This is a genomic window from Hydrogenophaga borbori (assembly GCF_003417535.1).
Classification (GTDB): domain Bacteria; phylum Pseudomonadota; class Gammaproteobacteria; order Burkholderiales; family Burkholderiaceae_C; genus Hydrogenophaga; species Hydrogenophaga borbori.
Genome location: NZ_QVLS01000001.1, coordinates 50596 through 63313 on the forward strand (window position 1 = coordinate 50596; position 12718 = coordinate 63313).

Here is a 12718-nt window from a genome sequence, read left to right on the forward strand (position 1 = left end):
AGAAAATTGGGCGCGGCTCAGGCGTTGAAGCGGTCCTCGAGGTAGCCGTTCCTTTTGGTCACGGCGTCGAGCGCGAGCAGGGTTTCGAGCAGCGCGGGCATGTGCTTGAGCGGCACGGCGTTCGGGCCGTCGCTCAAGGCCTTGGCCGGGTCGGGGTGGGTTTCCATGAACAGGCCGGACACGCCGACCGCCACGGCGGCGCGCGCCAGCACGGGCACGAACTCGCGCTGGCCGCCCGAGCTGGTGCCTTGCCCGCCGGGCAGCTGCACGCTGTGGGTGGCGTCGAACACCACCGGCGCGCCGGTCTCGCGCATGATGGCCAGGGCCCGCATGTCGGAGACGAGGTTGTTGTAGCCGAAGCTCGCGCCGCGCTCGCAGGCGAGGAAGCTGTCCTCGGGCAGGCCGGCGTCGCGGGCCGCGTCGCGGGCCTTGTCGATCACGTTCTTCATGTCGTGCGGCGCGAGGAACTGGCCCTTCTTGATGTTCACCGGCCGTCCGCTCTGCGCCACGGCGCGGATGAAGTCGGTCTGGCGGCACAGGAAGGCCGGCGTCTGCAGCACGTCGCACACGGCGGCGGCGGGGGCGATGTCGTCCTCGCTGTGCACGTCGGTGATGACGGGCACGCCGAGCTGCGCCTTGACCTTGGCCAGCACCGCCAGGCCCGCCTCGCGGCCAGGGCCGCGGAAGCTCTTGCCGCTGCTGCGGTTGGCCTTGTCGAAGCTGCTCTTGAAGATGAAGGGGATGCCCAGCGAGCCGGTGATCTCCTTCAGCCGCCCGGCCACGTCCATCTGCAGCTGCTCGGACTCGATGACACAGGGGCCGGCGATGAGGAAGAAGGGCTTGTCCAGGCCGACGTCGAAACCGCAGAGCTTCATCGTGGGGCTCTCCGTCGGGGCCTCAGGCCACGGCCCGGGCGGGCCGGCGCTGCGCCTGGTGGGTCAGCGCCGCCTTGATGTAGGCGTTGAACAGCGGGTGGCCGGCCCAGGGCGTGGACTTGAACTCGGGGTGGAATTGCACGCCCATGAACCAGGGGTGCACGGACTGCGGCAGCTCCACGATCTCGGTGAGGTGCTCGCGCTGGGTCAGCGCGGAGATCACCAGCCCGGCCTGGCGCAGCTGGTCGAGGTAGTTCACGTTGGCCTCGTAGCGGTGGCGGTGGCGTTCGGTCACCACGTCGCCGTAGATGCTGTGCGCCAGCGTGCCCTTGGCCACGTCGGAGCTTTGCGCCCCCAGGCGCATGGTGCCGCCGAGGTCGGAGTGGGCGTCGCGCTGCTGGATGCTGCCGTCGGCGTCCTTCCACTCGGTGATGAGGGCGATGACCGGGTGCGGCGTGCCGGGCTCGAACTCGGTGCTGTTGGCGTCCTTCAGGCCGGCCACGTGGCGCGCGTATTCGATGGTGGCCACCTGCATGCCCAGGCAGATGCCCAGGTAGGGCACTTTCTGCTCGCGCGCGAAGCGCGCCGCGCAGATCTTGCCCTCGATGCCGCGCTTGCCGAAGCCGCCAGGGACCAGCACGGCGTCGAAGCGACCCAGCACCTGGGCCACGTTGGCCGGCGTGATGGTCTCGGAATCGACGTACTCGATGGCTACCTTGGCCTGGTTCTTCAGGCCGGCGTGGCGCAGGGCCTCGTTGAGCGACTTGTAGCTGTCGGACAGGTCGACGTACTTGCCGACCATGGCGATGTGCACCGTGCCCTGCGGGTTCTCCACCGCATGCACCAGGTCGTCCCAGCGCTTGAGGTTGGCCGGCGGCGTGTTCAGGCGCAGCTTGTCGCAGATGAGGCCGTCCAGCCCCTGCTCGTGCAGCATGCGCGGCACCTTGTAGATGGTGTCCACGTCCCACATGCTGATCACGCCCCATTCGGGCACGTTGCTGAACAGGCTGATCTTGGCGCGTTCCTCGTCGGGGATGCGGCGGTCGGCGCGGCAGAGCAGTGCGTCGGCCTGGATGCCGATGGCGCGCAGCTCCTTGGCGGTGTGCTGCGTGGGCTTGGTCTTGAGCTCGCCGGCGGCGGCGATCCAGGGCAGGTAGGACAGGTGCAGGAAGGCCGAGCTGTTGGGGCCCAGGCGCAGGCTCATCTGGCGCACGGCTTCCAGGAAGGGCAGGGACTCGATGTCGCCCACGGTGCCGCCGATCTCGACGATGGCCACGTCCACCGCGTCGGGCGTGCCTTCGCCCGAGCCCTTGCGGATGAATTCCTGGATCTCGTTGGTGACGTGCGGGATCACCTGCACGGTCTTGCCGAGGTAGTCGCCGCGGCGCTCCTTCTCCAGCACCGACTGGTAGATCTTGCCGGTGGTGAAGTTGTTGGACTGGCGCATGCGCGTTTCGATGAAACGCTCGTAGTGGCCCAGGTCCAGGTCGGTCTCGGCGCCGTCGTCGGTGACGAACACCTCGCCGTGCTGGAACGGCGACATGGTGCCCGGGTCCACGTTGATGTACGGGTCGAGCTTGATGAGGGTGACTTTGAGGCCGCGCGATTCGAGCAGCGCGGCGAGAGACGCAGAAGCAATGCCCTTGCCCAGGGAGGACACCACACCGCCGGTGACGAACACGTATTTGGTCATGACTCGGGCCAGCCCGGGGGCTGGCTCAGGTGGGAAATTCCGATTATAGGTGGCCCCTCCCGCTCGGCCCGTCCACCGGGGCTTCTCGCGGGGCGCTGCTACATTGCGCCTCCATGAGCGATCTCGCGGGAAAACACATCGTGCTGGGCCTCAGCGGTGGCGTGGCCTGTTACAAGGCCGCCGAATTCTGCCGCGGCCTGGTGAAGGCCGGCGCCACGGTGCAGGTGGTGATGACCGAGGCGGCCGAGCACTTCATCACGCCGGTCACCCTGCAGGCGTTGTCGGGCCGCACGGTCTACGGCTCGCAGTGGGACCCGCGCGAGGGCAACAACATGCCCCACATCAACCTCAGCCGCGAGGCCGATGCCATCGTCATCGCGCCGGCCAGCGCCGACTTCATGGCCAAGCTGCTGCATGGCCGCGCCGACGACCTGCTCTCGCTGCTGTGCCTGGCCCGGCCCCTGGAGCGCGTGCCGCTGATCGTGGCCCCGGCCATGAACCGCGAGATGTACGCCCACCCCGCCACGCAGCGCAACCTGGCGCAGCTGCGCGCCGACGGCACCGTGGTGCTGGGCGTGGGCGCGGGCGAGCAGGCCTGCGGCGAAACCGGCGATGGCCGCATGCTCGAACCGGACGAACTGCTCTATGAGCTGGTGCGTCACTTCCAGCCCAAGGCGCTGGCGGGCCGGCATGTGCTCATCACGGCCGGGCCCACCTTCGAGGCCATCGACCCGGTGCGCGGCCTCACCAACCGCTCCAGCGGCAAGATGGGCTTCGCGCTCGCGCGCGCCGCGCACGAGGCCGGTGCCCAGGTGACGCTGGTGGCCGGCCCGGTGGCCCTGCCCACGCCGCGCGGAGTTCAGCGGGTGGACGTGGTGTCCGCGCAGGACATGCAGCGCGCCGTGCTGGCCAGTGCCGACGCGGCCGACGTCTTCATCGCGGCCGCCGCCGTGGCCGACTGGCGCCCCGCCAGCACCTCCGACCAGAAGATCAAGAAGGACGGCAGCGGCGAAGCGCCCACCCTGGCCTTCGTGGAGAACCCCGACATCCTGGCCGGTGTGGCCGCCAGCCCGCGCGCTCGGGCCGGCGCGCTGTATTGCGTGGGTTTCGCCGCCGAAAGCCACGATCTGCTGGCCCACGCCCAGGCCAAGCGCGCGCGCAAGGGCGTGCCGCTGCTGGTGGGCAACATCGGGCCCGACACCTTCGGCCGCGACGACAACGCGCTGCTGCTGGTGGACGAGGCCGGCAGCACCGAGCTGCCGCGCGCCGGCAAGCTGGCCCTGGCGCGCCAGCTGGTGACCGAGATCGCCCGCCGGCTGCCACGCCGCTGAGCAGCGGCTCCCGCGCCCTTGGCGCTCAGGCCTGGATCGCCGAACGCGCGGTGGGCGCCAGCCTGTGGTGGCGCGCCGGGCGATCGAGCCATGGCGCCAGCGCCGCCTGCGCGTCGCGGTCCCAGGCGCCGCTGCGCTCGAAGGCGTTTAGCGAGGGCAGGTCGGGAAACAGGGCAAAGCCCACCAACACCGGCTTCCCCTCCCGCACGGGCAGGCGAGGAAAATCGTTCGGCGCCTCGTCGGTGACGTACCAGCCGAGGACGTGCGCGCCACCCTTCCGCAGGCACGGCGACAGGGTGTCGCGGCAGAGGCTCAGCAGCGCCGCACCGGCCGTCTCGCGCAGGGGCAGCACGCTGACCCGCAGCAGGCCCGGCGCGGTCGTCTGCCCCGTGGACTGCGGGCGGCGGCGGCCCTGCATCGAGAGGCCCGAGCCCGGCCAAGCCGGGCGCAGCAGCAGCACGTCGTCGGAGTCGACCATGGTGGCGTTGGCCGCGCCGCCGTGCTGTCGCCAGACGGGGCCGCCATAGAACGCCGCCAATCCCCTGGTGCGGCTGTCCCTGTCGGCAAAGCCGCGCAGCCAGACGAAGTGGTCGGGCGCATCGAGGTCGCGGAACTGGCCCATCACGGCCATGGCCAGTGCTTCCTGCGGTTCGACCAGGGCCCGCTCGAACAGCTCGATCAATGTGTCGCGCTGGCCCGGATGAAGGGTGTACCGGCGCAACTCGACCACCTGGCAGTCGAGGCCGAGGGCGGGTGGCGGCGCCGGTTCGGCCGGGGACGGGGCCTCGCGCTCAAAGTCCATGACCCAGTTGACCTCCCAGCTGCGCCCGCCGTCGTCGGAGAAGGCCTGCTGCCAGCGCGCCCGCTCGCTGCCCCAGCGCTGCCAATGGAAGCGCACGCGGACCGTGCGTCCCTCGAACCGGTCCTCGCCCTCGAACAGGCCTTCGCTTCCCTGGAAGCGGCCGACCACCGGGGCGCCGAGCTGCCCCGTCGCGGGGTCGATGCCTCCGCCTTCGTTGGTGACCCAGTAGATGCTCCAGAGGTTGGTCGCCGGGTTGAACAGGCGCAGCGACATGCCCACCCAGCCCGGTTTCCAGGTCGGCGCGACCAGGGTATCGAAGTTGATCACGCCGCCCGGCAGGTGCTGGTTGGTGGTGGAGGCGGTGAAGGTTTCCCATTCGTCGCTGCCCTGCAGGCGCTGTTTCAGGCGCCGCTGGCGGGTGGTCCAGTGGCCGACCAGGAAATCGAAGTCCTGCTTCGCGCTCGTTGCGCCGGGGTCTGGGGTGTTCATGGTGTGCCTGCCTGGTGGTGATGAAGGAAGGGCGATGCTGGCACCACCAATATGACAAGGGGTGTCATGATTGGGCGGCCATGAAAGCCCACCGCCTGTTGTCCATCCTCATGCTGCTGCAGGCCCACGGTCGTTTGACGGCCGGCGCCATCGCGCGCTCGCTCGAGGTGTCCGAGCGCACCGTCCTGCGCGACATCGATCAACTCTCGGCGGCCGGCGTGCCCCTGTGGGGCGAACGGGGCCACCAGGGTGGCTTCCAATTGCAGCCGGGCTGGACGACGCAGCTCACCGGCATGACGGGCGACGAGGCGAACGCCCTGTGGCTGGCCGGCCTGCCGGGGCCGGCGACGGCGCTGGGCCTGGGCGAGGCCGCCGCGTCGGCACGGCTCAAGCTGATGGCCAGCGTGCCGGCGCCCTGGCGCGACCAGGCGGCCTTGGTGGCCGAGCGGCTGCACATCGACCCCCTGGATTGGTACCGGGCCTCCGACACACCGGCGTTCCTGCGGGACGCGGCGCAGGCCGTCTGGAGCGGCAAGCGCCTGCGGGTCGACTACATGAGCTGGCGCGGTCTGTCGCGGCGGGAGCTTGAACCCTTGGGGCTGGTGCTCAAGGCCGGCGCCTGGTACCTCGCGGCACGCGAAAGCCGGCAGACCGCCGTGCGCACCTACCGCCTGGCCAGCGTGCGGGGCCTGGCGGTCCTGGGCAGCGGCTTCCGGCGTCCCCGCGGCTTCGACCTGGCGCGCTACTGGCAGGAGTCGTCGGCGCGGTTCGAGGCCGGGTTGCGGCCGCTGCAGGCCCGGGTGCTGGTGTCGCCCCGGGCGCTGGGCTGGCTGGAGCACGCGCGCCACCGTTTCGCCGAGGTGCCGGTGGCGCCGCAGGACAGGGCGCCCGACGGCTGGCGCTGCGTCCTGTGGGCGCTGGAGTCGGTCGAGCACGGCGCGCGGCAGATCCTGGGCCACGGCGCCGAGGTCGAGGTGGTGGAGCCGGCGGCGCTGCGCGCCGAGGTCGCGCGGCAGGCCGAAGCCATCCGCGCGCGCCACGCCACGCCGCAGGACGGCCTGTCCGCGCCCCGGTGAGCGGTCGCCCCCGGGCCGGGCGGCGTGCCGTTCTCCGTCGGTCTGGCTATGATCTGAAAATAAGCAATAACTGATGGAGACGCCGATGCCCACCCGCCACCTCCCCACCGACCGCCTCACCCGCCGCCACTGGCTGCGCGCCGGTGCCGGCCTGGCACTGGGCGCCGCCGGCCTGGCCGCCGTGCCCGAGGCGCGGCTGTTCGCGCAGCAGGTGCGCGACTTCGTGGTCGGTCCGCCCATGCCCGACATCCCCGCGCAACAGCTGTCCCCGCACGTGTGGATGGTGTTCGCGGAGGACGGATTTCCCACCCCGCAGAACCAGGGGATGATGGCCAACGTGGTATTCGTGGTCACGAAAAAGGGCGTGGTGGTCCTGGATTCGGGCGGCTCGCTGCAGATCGGGCAGATGGCGATCCGCATGATCCGCCGCGTGACCGACCGGCCTGTGGTGGCTGTGTTCAACAGCCACTACCACGGCGACCATTGGCTGGGCAACCACGCCTTCGTCGAGGCCTTCCCGGGCGTGCCCATCCACGCGCTGGCGCACACGCGCGAGCAGATCCTGGGGGCCGAGGGCAATGCCTGGCGCGGCATGATGGAGCGCTGGACCAACCAGGCCACGCTGGGCACGAAGATCGTCGCACCCAACACCGACGTGCGGCCCGGCCAGGTGTTCGACTACGGAGACGTGCAGCTGCGCCTGCACCACCACGGCGTGGCGCACACGCCGTCCGACCTGTGCATGGAGGTGGTGCAGGACCGTCTCACCTACGTCGGCGACATCGCCATGGGCAACCGCATCGCCAACATCGACGACGGCTCCTACGTGGGCACCTTCAAGACCTACGACACGCTCATGAAGGACCTGGGCGAGCAGCTCTGGGTGCCGGGCCACGGCCACGCGAGCCGCGACCTGCTCCAGACCTACGGTGATTTCCTGCGCGGCATTTACGAGCCCTGCCTGAAGGCGGTGAAAGACGGCCTGCCGCTGGACAAGGCCAAGGGCCTGGTGCTGGCCGATCCGCGCGTGGCCGCGCGCGCGGCCAGCATGCAGGGCTTCGACAGCAACATCGGCAAGTACACCAGCCTGGCGTACCTGGAAGCGGAGAAAGAGGCGTTCTGAACGCGCTGGCCGGCCCCGAGGGGCCGGGCCCCAGGGTCATGGCCCGCGCCAGCGGCCTGCGGTGGCGCACACTGGTGCCTCAATACCCCCACCGCGCCGCCCGCCGCCATGAACACCCCCCGCGACCCCGCGCCCGCCGACCCACTCGAGTCCCTGCTGTCGCGCCTGTCGGTCGGCACCAAGTACCTGCGCGAGCCCGCGCCTTCGCCCGACGAGCTGCGGCGCATGGCCGCCGCCGCGCTGCGCGCGCCCGACCACGCGGGCCTGGTGCCTTACCGGTTTGCCGTCGTGCGCGGGGAGGCCCGGCAGCGCCTGGCCGACCTGTTCGAGACCGTGGCCCTGGCGCAGGGGAAACCGGCCGAACAGGCGCGGCGCGACCGTGGGCGCGCCACCGAACCGCCGCTGCTGGTGGCCGTGATCGCGCGCATCGACGCCGGCCACCCGGTGGCCACGGTGCACGAACAGTGGATCGCCCTGGGCGGCGCGCTCGCCAACTTCCTGACGGCCGCTCACGCCCTGGGTTACGGCGGCAAGATGCTCTCGGGCAGCAAGGTGCGCGACCAGGCCGTCATGTCGGCCTTCTGCCGGCCCGGCGAAACCCTGGTCGGCTGGATGGTGCTGGGCACGCCCTTGGGCGTGGGCCGGCCGAAGTTTCACAAGCCTTCGCCGGACGAGCTGCTGGGCGACTGGCCGGGGTGAGGGCGGAGGGCGGCTCGCAATGTCTCGCGCCATTCCCGGCGCTCCTTCCGGGGCGCCTTCGGGCATGCGCTCAATGGCTTGAAAGGAGCCGCGTCCTTGACGCAGACCGGCCCGTGGCCGCGTGGACTAGGATTCGCGGTCCGCGCTCGCGCGCCGGCGCCCGCCAGGGCATGCCGCCTTCCTTTCTCGCAAGGCCGCGCCCTTTGTTCTTGAGCCGCTTCCTCCCTTCATCAGGAAACCACCATGACCCGCCATTCCCTGTTTCACCGCTGTCGCCACGCCCTTGTGCTGGGCCTGGGCCTGGTGGCCGCCGCCGCGCACGCTCAGCAGGTGTTCCGCGTCACCGCCATCCCCGACGAATCGCCCACCGAGCTGGCGCGCAAGGCCGCGCCGCTGGTGAAGTACCTGGAGGGCGCCCTGGGCATGAAGGTGGAATACACGCCGGTGACCGACTACGCCGCCGCCGTCGAGGCGCTGGTGAACAGGAAGGTGGACATGGCCTGGTTCGGCGGCTTCACTTTCGTGCAGGCCAATGTGCGTTCGGGCGGCAAGATCATCCCGCTGGTGCAGCGCGAGGAAGACGAGAAGTTCCGCTCGGTCTTCATCTCCAGCGACCCGGCCGTGAAGTCGCTGGCCGACCTCAAGGGCAAGGACGTGAGCTTCGGTTCGCAGAGCAGCACCTCGGGCCACCTCATGCCGCGCAGCTTCCTGCTGCAGGCCAACATCAACCCCGAGAAGGACTTCGGCCGCGTGGCCTACAGCGGCGCGCACGACGCCACCATCGCCGCCGTGGCCTCGGGCAAGGTGCAGGGCGGGGCGCTGAACATCTCGGTGTGGGAGAAATTCGTGGCCGACAAGAAGGTCGACACGGCCAAGGTGCGCGTGATCTTCACCACCCCGCCGTACTACGACTACAACTGGTCGGTGCACGCCGACATGCCCGCCGCGCAGCGCGAGAAGCTCGCCGCCGCGCTGCTCAAGCTGGACCGCGCCACGCCGCAAGGCAAAGAGGTGCTGGACCTGCAGCGCGCCACCCGTTTCGTGCCCACCAAGGCCGACAACTACAAGGGCATCGAGGCGGCCGCGCGCAGCGCGAACCTGTTGTGAGGGCGCGAGCGGCTCAGCCCCACCAGGGCAGCAGCCGCTTCATCGCCGCCACCTCGCCGCAGTGGTCCGGCCGGTAGCCGGGCAGGGCGGCCAGGCGTTCCTGCCAGGGGCGGCTGCGCAGCCGCTCCAGCAGGCGCTGCAGGGGCGGCTCGTCCAGGGTGTTCTTCAGGCAGACCAGCAGGTAGCGCTCGTCGGTGACGGGCACGAAGCCCAGGCCGGCGCTGCGCGCCGCGTACTCGGTGCCCAGGCCCACGTCGGCGCTGCCGCTGGCCACGGCGTGCGCCACCGCCGCGTGCGAACGCTCCACGCGCTCGTAGCCGTCCACGTCGCCCGACGGCAGGCCGGCCTGGGCCAGCAGCTCGTCCAGCAGCAGGCGTGTGCCCGTCCCCTTGGCGCGGTTCACGAAGCGCGCCTGCAGCCGCGCCACGTCGGCGACGTCGCGCAGGCGCAGCGGGTTGCCGGGCGCCACCACCAGGCCCTGCGTGCGCCGCGCGAAGCCGATGATCTTGTGCAGGCCCGGTTTGAGCAGCGGGCGGTAGGTGCGCGCGGTGAGCGTGTGCGCGTCGGCGAAGGGCTGGGTGTGAAAGCCGGCGATCTTGCAGCGCCCCTCGTTGAGCGCGCGGATGGCGTCCACGCTGCCGCAGAACTGCACGTCCAGGTGCAGGCGCTGGGCTTCCCCCTGGCCGCTGCCGCCAGCGTCGCGCGCCGCGAAGTCCACCAGCTCGGCAAGGGCGTGGTCGTGGCTGGCATAGAGCGTGAGCTGGGGGTGCTCGGTGGCCTCACCGTCGAGCATGAGCGCGAAGGCGCGTTCGAGTTCGGCGCGCAGGTTCTCCATCTGCGGGCCCAGCCGGGCCTGGGCCAGGCGCTCGGCCGCCAGCAGCTTCTCGCCGAAGGGCGTGAGGCGCGCGGCCTGGCCGCGCTCCCAGAAGATCAGGCCCTGGCCGAGATCGGCCTCCCATTCCTTGAGCTGCCCCCACACGTGGCGGTAGGACAGGCCCAGCTCGCGCGCCGCGCCGGAGATGGAGCCTGAGGCCTTCACGGCGTGCAGCACGTCCATCATGGGGTTGCGCAGCAGGGCCGATCCATTGCCGGCGGGCCGCTCGCGCGTGCTCAGTTGGTACGCCAGCTCGATTCGTCGCATGGTCGTCAAGTGTGCATCAAGGTGTCTTATGCACCAACGTTCATACCGCGTCAGTACGTAGCGCGGGCAGGTCTCTGGCTCGCTAAGCTCACCCACATATGAACACCTTTGCCGATAGCGTGGCGACCGCGATCGGGCTGATCCTTTCCGGCGATGCGGGCCTGTGGGCCATCGTGTGGCGGTCGCTGGCGGTCAGCGTCACCGCCACTGGCATTGCCTACGCCCTGGGCCTGTGGCTGGGCGCCTGGCTGGCGGCCGCGCGTTTCGCCGGGCGCGGCGCGGTGCTCACGCTGCTCAATACCGCGCTGGCGGTGCCGGCGGTGGTGGTGGGGCTGGTGGTGTACCTGCTGCTGTCGCGCTCGGGGCCGCTGGGCTTCCTGGGCTGGCTGTTCAACTTCGAGGCCATGGTGGTGGCGCAGGCCGTGCTGGTGCTGCCGCTGGTGACCGCCCTGGTGCGCCAGGCCGTGGAGGACGCCGACCGCAGCCATGGCGAGCAGCTGCGGTCCATGGGCGCGGGCACGCTGATGCGCAGCCTGCTGCTGGCCTGGGACGAGCGCTACGCGCTGCTCACGGTCTTCATCACGGCGTTCGGCCGGGCCATCGCTGAGGTCGGCACCGTGATGATCGTGGGCGGCAACATCGACGGCTTCACGCGCGTCATGACCACCGCCATCGCCCTGGAAACGAGCAAGGGTGACCTGCCGCTGGCGCTGGGCCTGGGCCTGGTGCTGCTGGCCGTGGTGCTGGTGCTCAATGCGCTGGTGTCGCTGGTGCGGCGCTGGCGCGAGCGGCAGGATGGGCTGCTGCCCGTCGGAGCGGCCGCATGAGCGGGGTGCCGCCCTCCGCCATCGCCGAGCCGTGTTTCGAGTTGCGCGGCGCCCAGGTGCGCCTGGGGCCGGCGCCGCGCCCGCCCGCGCTGGACGACGTGAACCTGCGCATCTTGCCCGGTGAGCGCGTGGCCTTCATCGGCGCCAATGGCAGCGGCAAGAGCACGCTGCTGCGCACCCTGCACGGGCTGTTGCCGCTCACGGCGGGCACCCTGCGGGCGCCGGGCGGCCAGCGCGTGGCCATGCTGTTCCAGCGCCCGCACATGCTGCGCATCCGCGCGCTGCACAACGTGGCCCTGGGCCTGTGGTTGCAGGGGCGGCGCTGGGGCGAGGCGCGCGCGCTGGCGCTCACCGCCCTGCGGCGCGTGGGCCTGGTCGAGCTCGCGCAGCGCAACGGCCGTGCGCTCTCGGGCGGGCAGCAGCAGCGCTTGGCGCTGGCGCGCGCCTGGGCCCTGCAACCCGACATCTGGCTGCTCGACGAGCCCACCGCCAGCCTGGACCCGCACGCCAAGCGCGAGGTCGAGCAGCTCATCGCCGAGTTCACCGCCACGCCCGCGCAGGGCCAGCCCACCACGCTGGTGTTCGCGAGCCACAACCTCGGCCAGGTCAAGCGCCTGGCCAGCCGCGTCGTCTACCTGGAGCAGGGCCGAGTGCTCGCCGACCTGCCCGTGCACGATTTTTTCAACGCCGACCTGCTGCGCGCCGTGTGCCCGCACGCCCATTTGTTCGTTCAAGGAGAAAGCTGGTGAAACCTATCCGTTCCATCCTCACCCTGGCCGCCGGCCTGCTGATCGGCGGCGCCGCGCTCGCGCAGAGCATCGTCGTGGCGTCCACCACGTCCACCGAGCAGTCCGGGCTGTTCGGTCACCTCCTGCCGCAGTTCAAGCAGGCCACGGGCATCGACGTGAAGGTGGTGGCCCTGGGCACCGGCCAGGCGATCGATATGGCGCGCCGCGGTGACGCCGACGTGCTCTTCGTGCACGACAAGGTGGCCGAGGAGAAGTTCGTGGCCGAGGGCTTCGCCGCCAAGCGCCAGGAGGTCATGTACAACGACTTCGTTCTCGTGGGCCCCAAGGCCGACCCGGCCAAAACCGCGGGCAAGGACATCGTGGCCGCGCTCAAAAAAGTGGCGGCGGCCAACGCGCCCTTCATTTCGCGCGGCGACAAGAGCGGCACGCACGCGGCCGAGCTGCGCTTCTGGAAGATGACCGGAGGCGACGACAAGGGCAGTGGCTACAAGGAGTGCGGCTGCGGCATGGGCCCGGCGCTCAACATCGGTTCGGGCGCCAACGCCTATGTGCTCACCGACCGCGGCACCTGGCTCAACTTCAAGAACCGGGGCGACCTGACGGTGCTGGTGGAGGGCGATCAGCGCCTGTTCAACCAGTACGGCGTGATGCTGGTGAGCGCGGCCAAGCACCCGCAGGTGAAGACCGCCGAGGGCCAGAAGTTCGTGGACTGGGTGACAGGACCCGCCGGCCAGGCCGCCATCGCCGCCTACAAGATCGGCGGCGAGCAGTTGTTTTTCCCGAACGCCGCGAAGTGAGCCTCGGGC

The 12718-nt window shown here is 70.7% G+C and carries 12 protein-coding genes; 8 read left to right on the forward strand and 4 right to left on the reverse strand.

Features of this window, described 5'->3' with window-relative positions; genetic code table 11:
- Positions 1–17 precede the first annotated feature (17 nt).
- Both kdsA and DY262_RS00255 read right to left on the reverse strand, forming a co-directional pair.
- Positions 18–875: a 3-deoxy-8-phosphooctulonate synthase gene (gene kdsA / locus DY262_RS00250; RefSeq protein ID WP_116957021.1), complete on the reverse strand. Its 858-nt coding sequence runs from the start codon at positions 873–875 to the stop codon at positions 18–20.
- Positions 876–897: 22 nt separating this feature from the next.
- A complete protein-coding gene (locus DY262_RS00255; protein WP_116957022.1) occupies positions 898–2568 on the reverse strand; it encodes a CTP synthase in 1671 nt (556 codons plus the stop codon).
- A gap of 113 nt (positions 2569–2681) precedes the next feature.
- On the opposite strand from DY262_RS00255, the gene coaBC reads away from it, so the two are divergent.
- Entirely contained in the window at positions 2682–3899 is a 1218-nt protein-coding gene (coaBC, locus tag DY262_RS00260; protein ID WP_116957023.1) for a bifunctional phosphopantothenoylcysteine decarboxylase/phosphopantothenate--cysteine ligase CoaBC, read from the forward strand.
- 25 nt (positions 3900–3924) lie between these two features.
- Here coaBC and DY262_RS21915 read toward each other — a convergent pair whose 3' ends face one another.
- Positions 3925–5190: an NIPSNAP family protein gene (locus tag DY262_RS21915; RefSeq protein WP_245980754.1), complete on the reverse strand. Its 1266-nt coding sequence runs from the start codon at positions 5188–5190 to the stop codon at positions 3925–3927.
- Positions 5191–5270: 80 nt separating this feature from the next.
- Between DY262_RS21915 and DY262_RS00270 the strand changes: the two genes are divergently transcribed.
- The 4 genes from DY262_RS00270 (at position 5271) to DY262_RS00285 (ending at position 9195) form a co-directional block, all read left to right on the forward strand.
- Entirely contained in the window at positions 5271–6266 is a 996-nt protein-coding gene (locus tag DY262_RS00270) for a helix-turn-helix transcriptional regulator (protein ID WP_116957024.1), read from the forward strand.
- A gap of 85 nt (positions 6267–6351) precedes the next feature.
- Positions 6352–7389, forward strand: a complete 1038-nt coding sequence (locus DY262_RS00275; RefSeq protein WP_116957025.1) for an MBL fold metallo-hydrolase — start codon at positions 6352–6354, stop codon at positions 7387–7389.
- 108 nt (positions 7390–7497) lie between these two features.
- Positions 7498–8088, forward strand: coding sequence for a nitroreductase family protein (locus DY262_RS00280; RefSeq protein WP_116957026.1), 591 nt, complete (start codon positions 7498–7500; stop codon positions 8086–8088).
- 243 nt (positions 8089–8331) lie between these two features.
- Positions 8332–9195: a putative selenate ABC transporter substrate-binding protein gene (locus DY262_RS00285; RefSeq protein WP_181936360.1), complete on the forward strand. Its 864-nt coding sequence runs from the start codon at positions 8332–8334 to the stop codon at positions 9193–9195.
- A 13-nt stretch (positions 9196–9208) separates the two neighbouring features.
- Here DY262_RS00285 and DY262_RS00290 read toward each other — a convergent pair whose 3' ends face one another.
- Positions 9209–10336, reverse strand: a complete 1128-nt coding sequence (locus DY262_RS00290) for a substrate-binding domain-containing protein (RefSeq protein ID WP_116957027.1) — start codon at positions 10334–10336, stop codon at positions 9209–9211.
- 98 nt (positions 10337–10434) lie between these two features.
- Between DY262_RS00290 and DY262_RS00295 the strand changes: the two genes are divergently transcribed.
- The 3 genes from DY262_RS00295 to DY262_RS00305 are packed head-to-tail and all read left to right on the forward strand — an operon-like array spanning position 10435 to position 12709.
- The gene (locus tag DY262_RS00295; RefSeq protein WP_116957028.1) at positions 10435–11163 is read left to right on the forward strand and encodes an ABC transporter permease; all 729 of its coding nucleotides are present in this window, start codon (positions 10435–10437) and stop codon (positions 11161–11163) included.
- On the forward strand, positions 11160–11912 hold the full coding sequence (locus DY262_RS00300; protein WP_116957029.1) for an ABC transporter ATP-binding protein: 753 nt from the start codon (positions 11160–11162) through the stop codon (positions 11910–11912). Before DY262_RS00295 ends, DY262_RS00300 begins: the two co-directional genes overlap by 4 nt.
- Entirely contained in the window at positions 11909–12709 is an 801-nt protein-coding gene (locus DY262_RS00305; RefSeq protein ID WP_116957030.1) for an ABC transporter substrate-binding protein, read from the forward strand. The genes DY262_RS00300 and DY262_RS00305 overlap by 4 nt, the downstream gene beginning before the upstream one ends.
- Positions 12710–12718 lie beyond the last annotated feature (9 nt).

Bases quoted from the DNA above. Each gene is read 5' to 3' on its own strand.
- kdsA (WP_116957021.1), bottom strand. From the start codon at position 875: ATGAAGCTCTGCGGTTTCGACGTCGGCCTGGACAAGCCCTTCTTCCTC.
- DY262_RS00255 (WP_116957022.1), bottom strand. From the start codon at position 2,568: ATGACCAAATACGTGTTCGTCACCGGCGGTGTGGTGTCCTCCCTGGGC.
- coaBC (WP_116957023.1), top strand. From the start codon at position 2,682: ATGAGCGATCTCGCGGGAAAACACATCGTGCTGGGCCTCAGCGGTGGC.
- DY262_RS21915 (WP_245980754.1), bottom strand. From the start codon at position 5,190: ATGAACACCCCAGACCCCGGCGCAACGAGCGCGAAGCAGGACTTCGAT.
- DY262_RS00270 (WP_116957024.1), top strand. From the start codon at position 5,271: ATGAAAGCCCACCGCCTGTTGTCCATCCTCATGCTGCTGCAGGCCCAC.
- DY262_RS00275 (WP_116957025.1), top strand. From the start codon at position 6,352: ATGCCCACCCGCCACCTCCCCACCGACCGCCTCACCCGCCGCCACTGG.
- DY262_RS00280 (WP_116957026.1), top strand. From the start codon at position 7,498: ATGAACACCCCCCGCGACCCCGCGCCCGCCGACCCACTCGAGTCCCTG.
- DY262_RS00285 (WP_181936360.1), top strand. From the start codon at position 8,332: ATGACCCGCCATTCCCTGTTTCACCGCTGTCGCCACGCCCTTGTGCTG.
- DY262_RS00290 (WP_116957027.1), bottom strand. From the start codon at position 10,336: ATGCGACGAATCGAGCTGGCGTACCAACTGAGCACGCGCGAGCGGCCC.
- DY262_RS00295 (WP_116957028.1), top strand. From the start codon at position 10,435: ATGAACACCTTTGCCGATAGCGTGGCGACCGCGATCGGGCTGATCCTT.
- DY262_RS00300 (WP_116957029.1), top strand. From the start codon at position 11,160: ATGAGCGGGGTGCCGCCCTCCGCCATCGCCGAGCCGTGTTTCGAGTTG.